At 41.0% G+C, this 19,221-nt stretch carries 16 protein-coding genes; 3 read left to right on the forward strand and 13 right to left on the reverse strand.

Annotated elements, in window-relative coordinates; all coding sequences use genetic code 11:
- Positions 1-103 precede the first annotated feature (103 nt).
- A complete protein-coding gene (locus MHM98_RS10435; protein ID WP_239439215.1) occupies positions 104-310 on the reverse strand; it encodes a cold-shock protein in 207 nt (68 codons plus the stop codon).
- Between the two features lie 314 nt (positions 311-624).
- Between MHM98_RS10435 and MHM98_RS10440 the strand changes: the two genes are divergently transcribed.
- Together MHM98_RS10440 and MHM98_RS10445 are read left to right on the forward strand one after the other, a co-directional pair.
- The gene (locus MHM98_RS10440; RefSeq protein ID WP_239439216.1) at positions 625-1,392 is read left to right on the forward strand and encodes a class II aldolase/adducin family protein; all 768 of its coding nucleotides are present in this window, start codon (positions 625-627) and stop codon (positions 1,390-1,392) included.
- A 40-nt stretch (positions 1,393-1,432) separates the two neighbouring features.
- Complete coding sequence (locus tag MHM98_RS10445) at positions 1,433-2,608, forward strand: mandelate racemase/muconate lactonizing enzyme family protein (protein WP_239439217.1); 1,176 nt, start codon at positions 1,433-1,435, stop codon at positions 2,606-2,608.
- 21 nt (positions 2,609-2,629) lie between these two features.
- On the opposite strand, the gene MHM98_RS10450 is transcribed toward MHM98_RS10445, so the two are convergent.
- The 7 genes from MHM98_RS10450 to MHM98_RS10480 all read right to left on the reverse strand — a co-directional run bounded on the left by MHM98_RS10450 (position 2,630) and on the right by MHM98_RS10480 (position 10,538).
- Positions 2,630-3,484, reverse strand: a complete 855-nt coding sequence (locus MHM98_RS10450) for an amidohydrolase family protein (protein ID WP_239439218.1) — start codon at positions 3,482-3,484, stop codon at positions 2,630-2,632.
- Between the two features lie 31 nt (positions 3,485-3,515).
- A complete protein-coding gene (locus tag MHM98_RS10455) occupies positions 3,516-4,244 on the reverse strand; it encodes an SDR family oxidoreductase (protein ID WP_239439219.1) in 729 nt (242 codons plus the stop codon).
- Between the two features lie 113 nt (positions 4,245-4,357).
- The gene (gene galK / locus MHM98_RS10460) at positions 4,358-5,521 is read right to left on the reverse strand and encodes a galactokinase (RefSeq protein WP_239439220.1); all 1,164 of its coding nucleotides are present in this window, start codon (positions 5,519-5,521) and stop codon (positions 4,358-4,360) included.
- 28 nt (positions 5,522-5,549) lie between these two features.
- The gene (locus MHM98_RS10465) at positions 5,550-6,569 is read right to left on the reverse strand and encodes a UDP-glucose--hexose-1-phosphate uridylyltransferase (protein WP_239439221.1); all 1,020 of its coding nucleotides are present in this window, start codon (positions 6,567-6,569) and stop codon (positions 5,550-5,552) included.
- Positions 6,570-7,580 carry a UDP-glucose 4-epimerase GalE gene (gene galE, locus MHM98_RS10470; RefSeq protein WP_239439222.1) on the reverse strand — a complete coding sequence of 337 codons (1,011 nt, stop codon included), beginning with the start codon at positions 7,578-7,580 and terminating at the stop codon, positions 6,570-6,572.
- Positions 7,581-7,980: 400 nt separating this feature from the next.
- Positions 7,981-9,540 carry a sodium/sugar symporter gene (locus MHM98_RS10475; RefSeq protein ID WP_239439223.1) on the reverse strand — a complete coding sequence of 520 codons (1,560 nt, stop codon included), beginning with the start codon at positions 9,538-9,540 and terminating at the stop codon, positions 7,981-7,983.
- 119 nt (positions 9,541-9,659) lie between these two features.
- Positions 9,660-10,538, reverse strand: coding sequence for a hypothetical protein (locus MHM98_RS10480; protein WP_239439224.1), 879 nt, complete (start codon positions 10,536-10,538; stop codon positions 9,660-9,662).
- Between the two features lie 276 nt (positions 10,539-10,814).
- Here MHM98_RS10480 and MHM98_RS10485 point away from each other — a divergent pair, with 276 nt between their 5' ends.
- Entirely contained in the window at positions 10,815-11,573 is a 759-nt protein-coding gene (locus MHM98_RS10485; protein WP_239439225.1) for a type 1 glutamine amidotransferase domain-containing protein, read from the forward strand.
- Between the two features lie 87 nt (positions 11,574-11,660).
- Here the strand turns inward: MHM98_RS10485 and MHM98_RS10490 are convergent, their stop codons facing one another.
- The 5 genes from MHM98_RS10490 to MHM98_RS10510 all read right to left on the reverse strand — a co-directional run bounded on the left by MHM98_RS10490 (position 11,661) and on the right by MHM98_RS10510 (position 19,189).
- Positions 11,661-13,502, reverse strand: coding sequence for a 4Fe-4S dicluster domain-containing protein (locus MHM98_RS10490; protein WP_239439226.1), 1,842 nt, complete (start codon positions 13,500-13,502; stop codon positions 11,661-11,663).
- Complete coding sequence (locus MHM98_RS10495) at positions 13,495-14,841, reverse strand: FAD-dependent oxidoreductase (protein WP_239439227.1); 1,347 nt, start codon at positions 14,839-14,841, stop codon at positions 13,495-13,497. Before MHM98_RS10495 ends, MHM98_RS10490 begins: the two co-directional genes overlap by 8 nt.
- A 446-nt stretch (positions 14,842-15,287) precedes the next feature.
- Complete coding sequence (gene drt3b / locus MHM98_RS10500) at positions 15,288-17,282, reverse strand: antiviral reverse transcriptase Drt3b (RefSeq protein ID WP_239439228.1); 1,995 nt, start codon at positions 17,280-17,282, stop codon at positions 15,288-15,290.
- Complete coding sequence (gene drt3a, locus MHM98_RS10505) at positions 17,283-18,518, reverse strand: antiviral reverse transcriptase Drt3a (RefSeq protein ID WP_239439229.1); 1,236 nt, start codon at positions 18,516-18,518, stop codon at positions 17,283-17,285.
- A gap of 23 nt (positions 18,519-18,541) precedes the next feature.
- Entirely contained in the window at positions 18,542-19,189 is a 648-nt protein-coding gene (locus tag MHM98_RS10510; protein ID WP_239439230.1) for a hypothetical protein, read from the reverse strand.
- Positions 19,190-19,221 lie beyond the last annotated feature (32 nt).

Consider the following 19,221-nt stretch of genomic DNA (forward strand, 5'->3'; position numbering starts at 1 on the left):
TGATGAAAAATAGCCATAAAAAAAGACGAGCTGTTTAAACTCGTCTTTTTATGAATTCTTCATCATTTTAACTTATTGAGAGGCTCAACAAGTTAGATAAGCATTAAAGTGCTTTGATGTTTTCAGCTTGTGGGCCTTTTTGACCTTCAGTAACTACGAACTCAACTTTTTGACCTTCAGTCAATGTTTTGAAACCTTCGCCAACGATGTTGCGGAAGTGAGCGAAAACGTCTGGGCCGTTTTCTTGTTCGATGAAACCAAAACCTTTAGCTTCGTTAAACCATTTTACTGTACCAGTAGAAGTAGACATAATATATTCCTATTCAATATGAATTAAATCCCTCAACACGAGGGTGTTTTAGCTGAAAGTGCGACTAAATATTTATCGAAACAGGCGAGGTGTCAGACACAACGAGTGATACATAAAAATTGAGGTAACCTTAAAGCGGCTCTGACTATAAAGAACTAATGTGAGCTTCGTCAAGAAATTTTTAGCGATAATGTATACTCACCGCAATACTCGCTTTGATTTTGCGCAATATTCGACTTTTTATCCCCTTGCCATCAAACATCCCTAGGTTTATCCTCTATGCTTTCTCGAAACATCTATGTAAGGCCTTTCTAGTGCATCCTTTGCCAACACTTAATCTCAAAGATAAAGTCTCTCCAGAAGAATGGAAAATTCGCGTCGATCTCGCTGCTTGTTATCAACTCGTTGCCCACTTTGGCTGGGATGATCTCATCTACACCCATTTGTCAGCACGCGTCCCTGGTACCAATCATTATTTGGTTAATGCATTTGGCTTAACGTTCGAAGAAGTAACCGCTTCTAACTTAGTGAAGGTGGACTTAGACGGCAATATTATCGACGAGTCGCCATTCACCATTAACCCTGCAGGTTTTACCATACACAGCTGCATTCACGAAGTACGGAAAGATGCTCACTGCGTGATTCACCTGCACACCAATGAAACTATTGCCGTTGCCACCCAAAAAGACGGCCTACTGCCCTACAGCCAGTATTCAATGTTTTCATTGTCATCACTCAGCTATCACGGTTATGAAGGCCTTGCAGTAAACGATGACGAGCGCAAGCGTTTGCAAGATGATCTAGGCACTAACAATCACATGCTGCTAGTTAACCACGGAGGTTTAACCGTTGGCCCGACCGTCGGCGATGCGTTTATGCGTATGTACGATTTACAACGCGCCTGTGAAATCCAATTGATGATTCAATCGGCGAACCAACCGAGTCAGTTGGTAGAGCAATCCATTCAGGACAATATCTACAAACAAGCCAATGTCGTACACAGCGGCTCGACTGGTGGCCAACTTGCTTGGCCTGCCATGCTGAGAAAAGCATACAAAATTAATCCAGACTTTGCACAATAAGCGCAGAAAGACTGGCATCTATCAGATTACGGAGAATTACATGAAAGTAACCCACGTTGAAGTCTTTGACATTCACTGCCCTGAGCGTCCGGCTTGGAATCCAATTTTTGTGCGCATCCATACCGATGAAGGGATTAGCGGAGTCGGTGAAGCAGGTCTTGCTTATGATTTAGGTCATAGCGCAGCGGCGCATATGATCAAGGAAATGGCAGAAGCCTTTTTAATCGGTCACGATCCATTCCAAACAGAACAACTTTGGTCACGTATGCTGCGTGAGAGCTTCTGGGGATTAGGCGGCGGTCCAGTGATTTATGCTGCAATGAGTGCCATTGATACAGCACTGTGGGACATTAAAGGTAAAGCGCTTAAACTGCCTGTTTATCAGCTGCTAGGCGGAAAGGTGAACGACGAACTTCGCACCTATGCATCACAGCTGCAATTTGATTGGGACAAAGAGTTCAAAGCCCTCGCCCACCCAGAGCAATACGCCGAAGCCGCTCTTAAGGCGATAGCCGAAGGCTATGATGCGGTAAAAGTTGACCCTATCATGTACAACAAAGATGGCGAAACCTACTACGATCGCACCAACATCATTGGCCGTGGTGAAATGAAACTCTATCGCGCTCGTATGCATGCAATCCGCGATGCCGTTGGCGATGAAGTAGACATTATTTTCGAATGTCACAGCCTGCCAGGCGCCACTACGGCAATCCAACTGGGTGAAATCGCTGAAGAATTCGATTGTATGTACTACGAAGAGCCAGTGAACTACTTAAATCACTCGCTCCATAGCAAGGTAGCAGATAAGGTCGATGTGCCTATTGCAGGCGGAGAGCGTTTATATAATCGCTGGCAAGTACGCCCTTATCTTGAAGAGCAAAGTGTTGATGTGCTGCAACCTGATATAGGTCTGTGTGGTGGTTTTACTGAAACCAAGAAAGTCTGTGATTACGCCGATATTTTCGATGTGCGCATTCAGGCTCACGTGTGTGGGGGGCCAGTAGCAACAGCAGCTTCATTGCACTTAGAAACAGCTATTCCTAATTTCTTAATTCACGAACATCACACCTATGCCATCAAGCAATGGAACCGCGAGCTGTGTTTGCAAGATCCACAGCCAGTCAATGGTAAATTCAAAGTCAGTGAAGAGCCGGGTATTGGTATTGAGCTAAACGACGAGATTGTTTATCGCTCGCCGCACATGACAATTAAATAACCTGGCAGCGGTTTAAATAAGCTATAAACCCAGCTTATAAAGGCGATTGGCATTATCAAATGCTAATCGCCTTTTTGTTTCTATAGGTAAAGTTAGCTGCTGATAACCTTGCCATAACTCATGATAAGGTTGGCTAAACAAGGTCAGCGGAAAATTGCTTGCAAACAATACCCGCTGATCGCCAAAGGCTTCTATCAGCGCACTCGTTACTTTAGACACCTGCGCCATGTCATATTGCCGTTCCACCATTTCCCAGCCAGAGGCTTTAATGTGAACATTATCATTTCGTGCCAATGTTTTAGTTTGTTCTAACCACGATACATACTCATTTCCATTCAGCGGTGCAAAACAAGTATGACTTAAGATAATAGTTAACGCACTACACTGGTTAGCCATGTCAGATAAAGCGCTTACGGCAGCGGCATCAGTCGCCGCGATTTGTGTTTCAAAAATAAATTGGTGATGACTTAAACACTGCAAATTAGTCGACGTATTGGGATGAGATAGAATATCGACGGCTTCATCATCAAAGATATGACGAACACCAACCACGGAATCTAGTTTGAGATAACGAGCCATTAGCTCGTTAAAGACTTGCGGCGGTGCAGTTAAATCGACGCAAGCAATGCTTTTAAAGGGCATGGTCACAGTGGCTTCAAGCCACTCAATTTCTCGCCAAGGTTGCTCGTTATCAAATCCAGCTTCAACATGAACGAATCCGCTTGGCTGGCAACCAGTTGCGAGTAAATCAGATTGATCAAAATCGCGATTAATGGTCGCTTTGTCCGGCCACTGCGGCGGGTTATTAGGCTTGAGCCAACCGTAATCTCCCAAGTTGCGATCAAATAGATGAATATGTGGATCAATAAACTTCATTGCCCTATTACCCTTACTGCCTTATTGCTTTTTACTGCGTCGTATAGCCACCGTCAATGGTTTGAAGACTGCCAGTGATAAAGCCAGCCTCATCGCTCGCTAAGAAATAAGCAAAATTTGCCACTTCTTCCGGTTGGCCTAGTCTGCCAAGTGGCTGTAATGCTTCTTCTTCACTGTGCACCTGTGCTTTGTTCGCGCCACTGCGTAAACAATAGTTATCGATAGCCTTGTGATATAGCGGCGTTTCAATAGTACCAGGACACAATGCGTTCACACGAATATTATAGCTGGCGTAATCAAGCGCCGTGGTTTTCGCCATCGATGCGAGTGCGTGTTTAGAAAGGTTATAGGCGAATGAATTGCCTTTTGCGATCATCGATTGATCTGAGCCGATGATCACAATCGCGCCCTGTTGATTCGATTTCATGCTTGGCAAAGCGCCTTTAATAGACCAATACGCGCCTTTTACGTTGATATCGAAAACACGGTCAAAATCTTCTTCTGAGGTATCTTCGATGTTACCTGAGAAATGAATACCCGCATTACAAATAAGCGCGTCTATGCGACCGTGCTCTTCGCCAATTGATTCAATATGAGACATAACCTGTTCGCCATCACGCAAATCACATTTAATAAAGTGACCGACAATGCTTGGCGTAATATCGAGGTTGTAAACGAGATAATCGTTATCGAGGAACTTTTTAACGGTGGCGAGGCCAATACCGGCTGAACCACCGGTAACAATTGCAATTTTTTGCACGTGAAATGCTCTTTTATAGTTAAAACCTTAGTTGATGGCTATTGTAGCCAAGTCACATAAAAGAGCAAATCGATGCCTAGTGATGATCTGCGTTATTAGGATTTATAGCGGCATTAAATTAAGCGAACGCCATCTTCTGCGCTACACAGATAGATTGACTCTTTTAATCCTGTCGCCGTGTGATAACTCGCCTCAATCACATCACAAACAACTGGCACTAAATGCTGTGGCAACAATGCAACCACACAACCACCAAAACCGCCACCAGTCATGCGCGCACCGCCCTGTTCTCCCAGCTGATTATTAATTAAATCAACCAACAAATCGATTTCACTGGTAGTAATTTCAAAGTCATTTTTCATGGATAAATGAGATTCACGCATCAAACGCCCCATAGTTTTCAAATCACCACTCACTAAAGCGTCTGCTGCATCTAAAGTACGTTGGTTCTCATAAATAACGTGCATTGCGCGGCGCATAATCACATCATCTAAACCGCCTTTATCCGCTTCAAAGGTTTCAACACTAACATCTCTTAGCAACTCAACATTAAAATGTTTGGCTGCCGCTTCACATTGCTGGCGTCTCGTATTGTATTCACTATCTACCAAACCGCGTTTAACATTTGAATTAACGATAAGCACTGCGGTATCTTTTGGCATTGAGATAGCACGTGTTTCAAGGTTTCGGCAATCAATAAGCAGCGCGTTTTGCTGCTCGCCACAGGCCGAAATTAACTGATCCATAATACCGCACTGGCAACCAACAAACTCGTTTTCGGCTTGCTGTCCAATCAGCGCTAATGTCTTTGGCTCTATATTACGGTCATTAACCTCACTAATCACTTTAGCGACAGCCACTTCCAATGCCGCCGAAGAGCTTAAGCCCGCACCTTGCGGGACATTGCCAGAAATCACCATATTAACGCCGCTGGTAAGCGAATATTGCTTTGTCATTACATCAACAACGCCGCGCACATAGTTAGACCAAAATTGCTGATCGTTCATCGCAATAGGCTCAGAAATGTCAAACTCATCTCGCTGATTGCCATAGTCTGCTGCAATAGCAACGACACGGTTATCATTGCGCGGCGTGAACGCAATCAACGTTTGATAGTTGATAGCGCACGGCAGCACAAAACCGCCGTTATAGTCGGTGTGTTCGCCAATCAGATTGACACGGCCAGGAGCGCAAACGATCTGCGGCTGCTTGTCAAAATGTTGATTAAAAATCTCGATAAGCTTTGTTTGTTGAGATTGGGTGTGTTGATTTTGCATACGGATACTGCTGATAAAAATACTAGAATTAAAAACAAGCGCGTAAACGCTCGGCTGCGCTTTCTACCGTTAAATCTCGCTGAGATTCAGCCATCATTTCATAACCGACCATAAACTTTTTCACAGTCGCGCTGCGTAATAATGGTGGATAGAAATGACAATGCATCCGCCAATGACTGTTATCTTGACCGTTTTCAGGCCCACAATGCCAACCCATTGAATACGGGAAACTGCAATTAAACAGCTTGTCATACGCGCTAGTAATCGCCTTCATCGCCTGCGCCAATGATGCTTTTTGCTCGCCTGTTAATTGGTTAAACCCAGTAACGTCGTCCTTAGCAATAATCATGGTCTCAAAGGGCCAAGCTGCCCAATAAGGCACCACAATCAACCAGTGGGCATTATCAAATAATACGCGCTCTTTAGTCGCCAATTCTCGCTCAGCATAGTCGGCCAACAAAGATGTGCCATGTTTTTGATAATAGCTGCGCTGGTTAGCGTCAGATAACGCTATTTGCGTTGAAAGGTGCTCGTGGGCCCAAATCTGCCCGTGGGGATGGGGCTGAGAGCAGCCCATTACACTGCCCTTATTTTCAAACACGTGAACACATTGATAACGCTGACTTAACTCGCGGTAATACGCTTGCCACGTATCAACCACATGAGAAATATCATCAACCGACATCTGGGCTAACGATTTGTTGTGCTCTGGTGAGTAACAAACAACGTGACATTCTCCACTTGTTTCCTGTGCTTGAAACAAATCATCTTGTTCAAGTTGTGTAGAAGACTGGTCATTGGTGAGTGCACCAAAATCATTAAGGAACACAAAGGTCTTGTCGTAATTAGGATTAACCTCACCATTTGCGCGCTCATTGCCAGCACAGAGCGGGCAACTTGCATCATAACTTGGTGTGTCATCAACCACAGGTGCTTCTGTCGCCCCTAACCATGGTCGATTATTACGATGCGGCGATACAAGAACGTAATTTCCTGTCAGTGGGTTTCTACGACGATGTGTCCCCACTGGTGTAACAACTTGGTTCATTTACTCTAAACCCTTTGGGTAATTGGTTTGCCAACGCCATGTATCGTCGGTCATTGATTTGAGGTCGTGCTTGGCGTGCCAGTTTAGTATTTGTCTGGCCTTGCTGGCATCGGCATAATTTGATGCAACATCGCCATCGCGACGCGGACAGATTTTATAGGCAATTTCTGTTTGAGCTGAGGAAGAAAACGCCTTGACCATATCCAGCACCGAATAACCTTGGCCAGTACCAAGGTTATAGGCGTGAAAACCACTATCTTTGACATGAACATCAAACGCAGCGACGTGGCCAGACACTAAGTCTTGCACGTGAATATAATCGCGAACACCTGTGCCATCATGTGTATCGTAGTCGTCGCCGAAAATATTAAGATACTCTCGAATTCCGACGGCAGTTTGCGCTATATACGGCATTAAATTATTAGGAATTCCCTTAGGGCTCTCGCCTAATTCACCACTAGGATGCGCACCCACGGGATTGAAGTAACGTAATGCAATCGCCAACATCTTTTCGTTAGCAGCACAGTAATCTTGCAACACGCGTTCAACCATCACCTTGGTCCAGCCATAAGGATTGGTAGAGCTAATCGGATGTTTTTCATCGAGTGGTAAATATTGCGGATCGCCATAAACAGTGGCCGATGAAGAAAACACTATGCGCTCTACACCGCATTTAGCCATCGTTTCTAACATCGCCACAGTATTACTAACATTATTGCGATAATAAGCTAACGGCTGCTCAGTCGACTCGCCAACGGCTTTTAATGCGGCAAAATGAAAGACACCTTCAATATTGTGGTCAGTCAGAATTTGCTGCATCAATGCATCATCACCGATACAGCCGCGATAAAACTCAAACGAATGTCCAGTAATCTTGGACAGCTGTGTTAACACCGCTTCACTGGAATTACTGAGATTGTCGATAATCACTGGCGTATAACCAGCTTGGTGAAGCGCGATAACGGTGTGACTACCAATAAAGCCCAACCCACCTGTTACTAAAACATTCATTTTATTTTCCAAATTTCAAATTCTGATTTTTAGCATTATAAAATTATATATACCGAAAGTTTAACTAAGCGCCTAGCTGTAGGTGTTTATTTGCATTCTGTCTATGGCCGAGTGCGCCAAAAAACTCCCGTCATTTATCGCCTTAAATTAGAAATTGCCCAAAATAAAAATCAAGGATGATTTTTAAGTATTTGCCGCAGGGATGCGGATCAAATACGCTTTTGACAAGGCAATTTGTCATTTAAGAAATAGCGATAAATTTGCGGGTCGCCTTTCTTTTGGTTACTTTTCTTTGGCGACGCAAAGAAAAGTAACTGGTGTGCTATCACCTTTATCCAATATACAGCGATACCCAATTAGCACACCAAACAGCTTCACTACACTAAAACTTTCTCTGCGTTTACCACCAAGCACTGTAAAATGCGATTAAAATAGCGATAACAGCAACTGTTGATACATTAAACCCAGCTGTAGTTTTAAAACTTACACCATCTAAATCAACCGCATTGTCTTGCACTTTATTTTCAAACAGCGATACCACAACGGCGATTGCAAGGCAGCTTAAGAAGACAATACCGACGCGATCCATAAACGGCAGGGTTGGCCATGCGTATTTGAAGACAATCGATAATACAAACGAGCCTATTGCCGCGGCTAATCCTGCATTGGCAGTGGTTTTCTTCCAGAACATACCTGAGATAAATAACACCACGATGCCCGGCGTAAAGAAGCCAGTGAATTCTTGAATGTATTGGAATGCTTGATCGAACTGACCTAATAATGGTTTGGCCACCAGCATCGCAATCACTAATGCAGAGAAACTAACAATACGGCCGACTGTCACATAATGTTGCTCTGAGCGTGGCTTAGCGTCGGATTTATATAAATCCATGGTAAAGATAGTTGCGATACTGTTGGTCATTGATGCCAGTGACGAAACTATTGCCGCTACCAATGCCGCAAACACTAACCCTTTAAGGCCGACAGGCATTAAATTCATTAACTGAGGGTAGGCTTGATCTGCGCGCTCTAATTCTGGCAATAAAATCACTGCTGCAATACCCGGCAATACCACAATCACTGGCATTAACAGTTTTAAGAACGCAGCAAAGGCAATACCCTTTTGCCCTTCTTCTAAGCTTTTCGCCGCCAAGGTACGCTGAATAATGTATTGGTTAAAGCCCCAGTACGATAGGTTCATGATCCACATACCGCCAACTAATACCGAAAGTCCCGGTAAGTCGATGTAATGAGGATGATCTTTAGCTAAGATCATGTCGAACTTTTCAGGTGCTTGGTCAGTGAGCGCCGCGAAACCAGCGACAATACCGTTGCCCTGCCCGATTAAATCTAACGCCGTGTATGATAAGAACAAACCACCGAAGATGAGCAACACAACTTGAATAATGTCGGTAAAAGCAACCGCTTTTAAGCCGCCATAAAGTGAGTAAGCAACAGAGAATAGACCTAAGAAAATCATGCCTGCCATCAAATCCACACCTGTGATGGTGTTAATGGCGAGCGCGCCCAGCCATAGGATTGCTGTTAGATTGACTAACACATAAACGCCAAGCCAAAACACCGCCATCGTCACCCGAACACGCGAATCAAAACGCTGCTCAAGGAATTGCGGCATGGTGTAGATTTTCTTTTCAAGGAAAATCGGCAGACAGTATTTACCGATAATCATTAAGGTGATGGCTGCCATCCACTCATAGGATGCGATGGCTAAACCAATCTTGAAGCCTGAACCAGACATGCCAATAATTTGTTCGGCGGAAATATTGGCGGCAATGAGTGAGGCACCAACTGCCCACCACGGCAGGCTGTTGCCTGCTAGAAAATAGTCGTTGGCATCTTTTTCATGACCCGCTTTTTCCCGTGATACATAAATGGCAACACCAATTAGCCCCAATACGTAGGCAATAAACACTACAATATCAATCGTATTTAAACTCATGATTTCTCTCTTTTTATTATTATCAAACTGATACTAATTGCAGTGTTACCTCAGCATTAATTAGTAAAAACTTAAAACAAATAGATAAAAAACCAAATGCTTAAACGTTTACTTGTAATCTAAGGCAACACTAATTCAATTTTTTGACTAATACGATGCGACGCGCCTGGCGCTAACGGCGTAATACCGTGTTCAATCGCTTTGTCCTTTGCCATCGTCAGTGCATTAGCGCAATGACTAATCGGCTCGATACAAATGAAATCCCCCGCTGGCGGACGATACATCACCGTATAATTACATCCTGTACTCGATAACTTGGCGCGAATACCAGTATCCGTCCACACCACTTCATGATCGACACTATCGTTAATCAGCACATTATCGATGATCATGTCATTGGCAACTGCCCCCTGTTCGCTCAATAACTCCGCTGGCGAATCAGTTTTTCCTATCGGCAACAGCGTTTCATCCATTTGCCACATTTTACTAGCAGCCACTTTAACCCGCGTATGCTCGTTAATCGCAAAATATGGATGTAAACCTAAGCCGCTTGGCATTTCACTATCGCTGTGATTGGTGGTGGTTAACGTTAAATTTAATGTTAAATCCACCAACTCATAACGTAATTCAACCTCATAGTCCCACGGCCATTCATCGCTGCTGTGTTTATAAATCAACACCAAACAATCGTCGGTTTGAGATTTCACCTGCCACTGGCTTTGCCACGCTTTACCGTGCAGCGCATGCGGCTGAGGTGGTAAGTTCGGCGTTAATACGACACTTTTGTCATCCCAACTAAAACGTCCGTCTTGGACTCGGCTGGCAAAAGGTGCCAATGGAAAAAACGCCATGCCGTGAATATCTTGTGCAGCGATACTGTCGCGAAATACAAGATGATTTTGTCCCTGTGCGTTAAGCGTAAACTGTCTTACTGCACCGCCAATTTGTGGGCATACAACTAACCGTAAATGGTCATTTTTAATAATTACATCATTCATTTTTGGGCCCAACCACAACTGGCAATCAAAAATTGCATACAATATACCTATATATTTATCGTTTGATAACTAAAATTTTCGTTTATCTTAAAGAAAAATTCTTTAAACAGATATTTAAAATTCATTGATTTACAAGAATTTACTAATATTCGAAGATTTATCAATAAAACCGATTAGTAGACCCACCTTGTTAATCGAATCTTTCGAGGGAAAAATGCAAACGACTGAAAAGTATGATAGTTATAAACTCTACTTCTCTTTACGACTGCCAATATCATGAAAAAAGTGCTTATTCCGCTACCTAAACTAGGATTCGACCCCAGTGAGGCGGCAATCCCTTGGCTGCTTATGACTCAAGCGGGCTTTGAAGTTACTTTTATAACACCTGATGGCAGTGTGTCAGCGCCGGATCCACGAATGCTTCATGGTCATAACCTTGGCGTATTAAAACCTGTTCTTGGCGCTCGCAAAGATGCCGCACAAGCTTGTAAACAAATGCTGGTTAGCAATGATTTTATAAATCCGTTGGCTTATGACAATGTAAAAAGCAGTGAATATGATGCGCTATTGCTACCCGGTGGACATGACAAAACGGTAAAGGATTATTTAGAGTCATCAATACTCCAGCAAATCGTGGTGGATTTTTTCAGAGATGAAAAACCTGTCGCTGGCGTTTGTCACGGCATTTTAGTTGCCGCACGCAGCATCAATCCAGAGACAAGAAAAAGCGTGTTATACGATTATCAAACAACCGCACTGTTAAAATCGCAGGAGTTGTTAGGCTACAACTTAACCCGTTTGTGGCTTGGCGATTATTACCTCACCTACCCTGAAACTACCGTCGAAGATGAAGTAAAAGCCTGCCTCAAAGACGAAAAGCAATTTCAGCATGGACCATTTGCAATAGCGCGCGATACACCTGAAAAACTGGGACGCGGATTTATTGTCAAAGACAGGCATTACCTCTCAGCGCGCTGGCCGGGGGATATTTACAATTTATCGTTTGAATTTATCGATATGATCCGCAGCGCATAATTATCAACTCCAAAGATCTTACCCCATAAAAAAACTCACGACGCTTACACGCCGTGAGTTTTTTAATTGCGATTTTATAAAATCAGCTTACTTCATTAATGCTTGTTGTTGCTCAACACTCATTACATTAACAATGTTTACCGTTTCATCTTTCTTGGTAGGATCGATAACCACAGGTGTTGTGCCATTCTCAAGCTTAAGCACACCACGTGGACATACTGACGAACACACACCACAGCCAACACATGAAGCACGTACAATGTCTTCACCGCGCTGGGCGTATGAACGAACATCGATACCCATTTCACAGTATGTCGAACAGTTACCACATGAAATACACTGTGCACCATTTGTTGTGATACGAAAGCGCGATTTAAAGCGCTGGATAATACCGATGTACGCCGCAAGCGGACAACCAAAGCGACACCACACACGGCTACCCATTTTCGGATAGAAACCTGTACCGATTACGCCCGAGAACAATGCGCCAATAAAGAAACCATAAGCACTACGCAGCGAATAAGTTTCTATACCCATCACCGATTTTACGCCCGTAAAGTAGGTGTAAAGCGCTGCGCCTGTCATCACGATGGCAAAAACTAAAACGCTGTGAATGACCACGCGCTCGACACGCCATGCCGTTAATGATTTATCTGATAATTGACGGTAAGGATCGCCAGCGGTTTCTGCTAAGCCGCCACAACCACATACCCACGAACAATACCAACGCTTACCAAAGAAATAAGTAAACACAGGCACGCCAATCACAAACAAGGTAATGCCCCACACCAACATAAACATGCCGATGCCGCCACTTGAACTTAGGCTATCGAGATTCCACGCATCGAAGAAATCGTAATCCAACGGCCACATGTTTTTTAAATCAGTCGATGGTTGATTTAGACGACTTAAAATCTCCGGCAAAATAAAGGCAAAACACGATTGGAAAAAGATAATCGAGCTAGTTCGCGCAATGTGATATTTACTGTGACGATATTTGATAAACATTCGCACGCCCATTACCACAATAGCCAAGGTGTAAATCAAACCATAAATCGACCACGAGCCAGCGCCTTTTCCGTTGATTGCCACAAAAAACGGATCAACCAAGGATACCCACTCCACAATATATTCAGGGAAGAAGTACAACGCGATATACACGGCCACTAAGAAAAACAACACCAACATGCCAACCAAGCCGCCGTTGGTGGCTGAGTTTTTAAACACATCGTTGTTTTTAATGCCCGCAGGCCCCGTGTACTTCTCAGGAATGATGTACATTAGCGCGCCGATAGTTCCCAAGATAATCGACAAGAAGAAAAATAAGCTTGCATTATTAGCCACAACTGACGTCGAAGAGCTTTTCACAATCGCATAGATATATTGGCCAATCGCCCATGAATCAATGCGCTTCTCAGGGTTCACCTTTTGATTGATCTCAGCTGACTTCTCATTAAGCACCTGCTCAATTTCCGCCAGTGGCTTGCCTTGATTACCCGCTAACCAGCCAGTGTAATCGGTGAGTTTCTTAATTTTAAAGGCCGCGTAATCATCATTAGTGTTAAACACCTCTGATAACATCGCTAAGTCGTAATAGCCCTTGGCCGTTACCTTAGCCATAATCGCCGCAATGTCATTACTCGATAAATGATAACGCTCATACACCGTATCGTTGTATGTTGAAAACGTCTTACGCACGCCTTCCACAAACACAAATTTATTGCTCTCTGGCTCAGTCATAAACTGCGACAAATGCGGCGCAATTAATTCACGATGCGTCGAATTACCAATCGAGCTCTTTAACGACTCGTCAGTAATTTGAAATTGATTCACAAACAACATGCCAATAAACACCAGCATGCCCACTAAAAACATCGCCATACCCGATTTTCGAACAGGCGCGATCCACGCTAAATTATTGTTATGCATTGGCGTGCCCCTTAGTGAAACGTTTGGTAAGCCATCTTAATGGAGAAAGTTTGAGTTGATTGTCAGGATATTGCTGATTAAAGGCCTCAACGATATCGCTTTCATAACGAGTGAAAAACTCGGGATCGAAATTAGCATCACGCAAGTTTTGCAGCACGTATTTCAACGTGCAGCCATTGGCGAGCCAATTTTCCCACACGCTATGGCGCATACGTATGCCAAAGGTATTAACCCCGGTGACTTGCTGCGTGTCATCTTGGTAATTAATGCGCAAACAAATATCATCGGTTGGATGCTGCCAATAAAACGATGAAATGCCCTCAATCGGCTCGTTAAACACAAAACCATAGGTTTGATATTCGATATCGAAAAACTTCGCCGAGTTAAACCACACGCCGCGCTCATACATGGTGCGCTCACCGGCAATGGTTTGTGCTAAGGCTTCACCTTGCATCTTACCCGTGTACCACAACGGCTCGATTCGATTGCGACCATCTTCAACTTCGATTTCGGCACAATCCCCTACTGCGTACACATCAGGAACTTTGGTTTCTAAATAATCGTTGACTAAAATCCCACGACCAACAGGAATGTTAGACTTTTCCACCACGCCAATGTTCGGATGAACACCAGCCGACAAGCCAACCATGTCACAAGCAATCTCTTGCCCAGTGCTAGTAATTACCGAACTAACACGGCCATCGCTGCCCGCCTTAATTTCTTTAAGCTCAGTTTCAAAATGGAATTTTACGCCGTGAACTTCGGCGTGTTTTTGAATAACCTGCGCTTCACCGTTAGGCAGAATGTTGCCCCAAAAACGATCTTCACGCACAAGAAAAGTCACCTCAATGCCGCGCGATAACAACATTTCTGCCATTTCGACACCAATCAAGCCACCACCAACTAAGACCGCGTGTTTAGTATGCCGACAGTTTTCTTCCATCAATTCTAAATCTTGATAGTTAAACAGCGTTTGTACGCCCGGTAGGTCCTGCCCCGGCCAGCCAAATTTATTTGACTTAGAGCCTGTCGCCAACACAAGTTTGTCGTAATCAACCGTCTCACCAGAGGCTAGCGTTAATACCTTGTCGTCAGTATTAATGTCTTGTACAAAATCTTGCTTTAAATCGATGCGGTTCTTAGCCCAGAAATGATCTTCATAAGGCTTGGTGTGTTCATACTTCATGTGGCCCATGAATATGTACATCAGTGCGGTGCGGGAAAAGAAATGCTCGGTTTCAGCGGAAATAATCAATATTTCCATATCACTGCGCTTGCGCACATGACGAGCCACAGTGACGCCAGATACGCCATTGCCAATAATAACCAGCTTGCTCATATAAAATTAATCTCCATCATTGCGATATTTTCTATCCCACACCACTTACTTAACGGCTTGCCCTTCTATCTTTAGGCAAATCCAATACTGGTTTACGGCCAGTGTTATTTACTGTTAGCTATCTTCTAATAAGAGTTCTATGTTGAAAGCTTTGTTTGCCAACAGTAACTTAAATAATGGGTTGTTTGTGGAATAAAAAATCTATTCTACGTGCGAGGAGACCGAGTTCTTCACAAAAGTATTACAATTTTTGGAAATTTATTTTTATGTTTAACAGAACTTCTTGAAAATGATGTTACTTCTATATTCTCAAGATTTGAAAGGATCTAAGTAGAGATGTTGATAATTACAAAACCATAGCGTGTGAGCTGCACCTGGCAGCAATAAATTAAATCTAAAATTTAGATTTACAGTCCGTAATTACCAACTTTCAAATAGTAATATAACTAATATGGGCTGCGCAAATCTTTTTTCATTAAAACTTGCGCTAAATTATTGTCTTTCCATGTAAAAAACCATTCTTTATCACAAACCATATTAAAGACTTCACTTGAATTTGATTCAAAATTGACTTCTTTACACAATAGTTCAAACAGTTCTTTTTTAAACAATTCAGAAAAATATGGACAACTAAGAACGTCAAACGCTAAGCAAGTCAGTTCTGTATCTACTTTTATTTCTTCGGACTTAGTCAATCGTTCGAAAATATAACTTTCTAGAAATTTAACTATTTTAGGATTTGAATGTCTAATAAATCCTACTAACACCATTATCTGGAAATAACCTAAATCTTGATTCTTATTAACAAACCCAATTTTATTTTCATCTAAATATCTTAGGTTAAATAGGTCTAAAATCATCTCTTCATTTATAGGATATTCTTCCAAATTAGTTCTAATACCAATCAATAAATTCAATGTTTCAATGCTATTTGCTTTACCCTTAACTACCATTTTTGATAACAGTAGCTTTGATTCATCATATATCTTTTTACGTATTTCATCTTTAAATTCAGCAACCCTAAACTTGGTTAAATTATTCAGCCGAACTATCAGCTGAGTGATGATATAAGTTGTTCTGACACGAATATCCATACTATATACAAAAAATGATACTTCGATTGCTAATAAAATGACCTTCTTGATTTCATTTGCATCATTTTCTTTTATCGACTCTATAACGGAATCATTTTCTAACAGTCTGAAAAGTCTTCTTCGTATTTCAGCTAAAGTGTAACCTGACAGGCTTTCATAGTTAACATCGTTAACTTTTACAATTTTTTTCAAATTCTTTATAAATCTATTGGATTCTCGACTAGGGCTATTTAATCTTATATTAATCTTATCTTCGCTTGACTCCTGATCGTTCTTTTCAAATGAATTAAAAACATCTCGAACTAAGGACTTACAATCCATCTTGGCAATTGTTAATCCAGTAATAAACGGTACAGTCCAATACTCTGTTTTCGATTCATTAATGAATAATTTGTATTTTTCTAACTCATCTTTGACCAAGATTAGAATATCAGATGATTGAGAATCATTTTGTGTGTATAAGAAATAATCATCAACATACCTCCTAAGGGTGTAGTCACTACCAAAAGAGAATCCTAACTCAGATTTCACCCTATCAATTATATTTAGATCTAATTCTTGAAGTATTATCTCTGCGTAGATACGAGAGAACTCTGGACCAACAATGATTCCACTAGATTCTAAATAATTAGCATTTTGCATTATCGTTTGAAATCTATGTTCAAATGAATATGACACATTATGTTTTTTAGCAAAAGGCTTTGATTTAACAGCCCATGCTAAAGTTGGCGTATAAATATTATGAAAGCATTTGGATATATCAAATCTAGTTAAATGCTCGAATTTTTTCTCTATACGATGGGATTCATAAGAATCATAAAACTTGTACAAGAAATTATACTTCTTATAGGTAAAATATGAGCTTGCAAATTTAGACGTTTGCTCAAAAGCTTCTGATTCTGTTTCCACACTTTCAGCCTTACCTAGCTCACAACCTGCAGATAGATCAACTAACTCTTTCTCATAGAACCTGCTCGCAACTCTGTGAGGCGCTCTTAAAGATATAGGGCTTTTACTACAAAGTTCCGTAATCAACGAATCATAATCCCTATAAAACTCTGTTATTTTGTTTTGAATCGAAGGATGTGGGACAGACAACAGACGTTTGCTAATAGAGTTTTTATTGATCCTATAATTATATGGCTTTGTATACTCGCCATAGTCAAAAAAGTTTTTAAGGAATCTATCGTAAACAGTGGGGTTATAATCTTTTTTCTTGCGATTGCCTAAATCTCTTAGGTAAAAATATAGTCCTTCATTCAAAAATGTTATTGGTACTTCGTATGGTAGTGTTTCGGTAAGCATAACCCTTAAATGATCGTACTTATCAATTTTAATTTTAGCCATTTACCAACATCCCTTTATCTTCCTACTCATTTTCCTACTAAATTTGTTCATAACTCTATTTTCAAAGCCGAATTTAAAAGACATTCTTTGCAATCGCTCTAGTCTTCCATATTTTTTATTGCATGATGAATCGTTATGATTTCTTAGCATTGCTAACGCTTTTACTATATGAGGACACTTACTAACAAATAGACTCTGATAGAATCTATCTAACTCTTTTATTTGGTGGTAGGTAGTGATTAATGGGTAATTGTAATAGATACCAGACTTAAGTTTTGTCCGTTCAACATCACCAATAATATATTGATTTCCAGTTAAAAATTTTATTCTCGACTCTAATAAATCAAATGTTCGTGTCCGATTGTATGAACGAAATGCTTTATGCAACCTCGTCTTGATCTTATTAATCTTTTTCTCACTAATTTCGACAGATACATCCCGAGGGAGACTTTCAGACGTGACAGATTTAAAGCTAATCTTATACCCCAAATAGTCAATTGGTTTAGGGGGATTAGCACTAATATTTGGGTCGTACAAATATGTTTTTTCATTAAATTCAAGATTCAAATCTAAATCTGATAGTAACTTTGATAGTGATTCAACTAGCTCAGTAGGATTACAGGTACAAAATATTATCATGTCATCTACATACCGGGCATAGTAATAGACTCCTTTCAATTTTCTAGCTTTAGAATCAAAATTCCTCAATCCTATTTCCGATAACGTAGCGCTAAGAGAAATACCTCTAGGTAATCCAGTTAAGTTTCGTATACTTGACTCTTCATCGAATGATTTTAGTATAATTCTACTTTGATGTGATAAAAGGTACTCTTCTTGAATAAGTTTTACGATCTTTTTACGATCAATTTCTTCATAAAAGTTCTTAATATCTAATCTAACAACTGAAATAGGCTGCGAATCCTTTAAGAGAGAAATAGCCTGCTTTACAATGGCATGGCGATCAGATGTTTTTACTTTAAACAATCTCTTAATATTATCGTTTAATTTTTTCAAAACTAATTCATCTTCTGCACTCGCACAATCAAATCCGTGTTTTTTCCCTACCTTTTTGGAAATGAAATTATCGAATTTATAGCTTGAATCTGTAAGTTTATCGTTAATAGTGGCATAGACGCGATTGTACATCCTGTCACTTTCATCGCCTCGATGAAATTTTTGAAAAGTTCTACCTTTAATAAGCTTTAGATTTTTAATGCTGATAGATTGGTTTAGCATATTAACTCTCCTTGTTTCTGCAGTTAGTTATCCGTAATTTGATTTTTTCCTTTAAATATTGTGTCTTCTTTATATGCTAAAAAATGAAAATATACTTCGTATTCCATATGGCCTTGAAATGTCTGCGCCCTCTTAATGAATCCCAAACCTAAAACAAGAAAAAATACTGAAATTATCCCAGTATCCAATCTCATATCTGTAAGAAAAATAATGGCTGGAAATAAACCTCCAACTAAAACTCCTATACTCCTATAAAATCCAAATCTCGCCAAAAAGACAGATATATTAGAGTTAATAAAATTTTTCTCTATCGTTGCCTTGCAGAATCGATATTTTTGCCTGTCTCCCAAATTATCAGGCAAATGCTTTTCAACTAATGGCATTAAATCTTTTAGATTTCTCGCTTTTCTTCTTTTGAACCATTTACAATGGCGTTCTAACAACTTTAAGGCCATATTACTAATTGGTTCAAAAAGCATCCCCATCAAAAGAGCAATTAGCGGAAAGAAAACAACTCCAACAAGCCCTAGCGCAACAATATTTTTTATCGCACTCTTTATTTCTAGAAAATCAAATGCAAAAGCATAAATAAGTGCAGAAAGAAATATAGTAAATCCAATCAGCATATACGTAAAAACATCCCAAAACCCAAGTTTTATGTTATCAATCAACCTTCTAGCCTTATTAAATTTTAAACTTTACA

It is taken from the genome of Psychrobium sp. MM17-31 (assembly GCF_022347785.1).
Classification (GTDB): domain Bacteria; phylum Pseudomonadota; class Gammaproteobacteria; order Enterobacterales; family Psychrobiaceae; genus Psychrobium.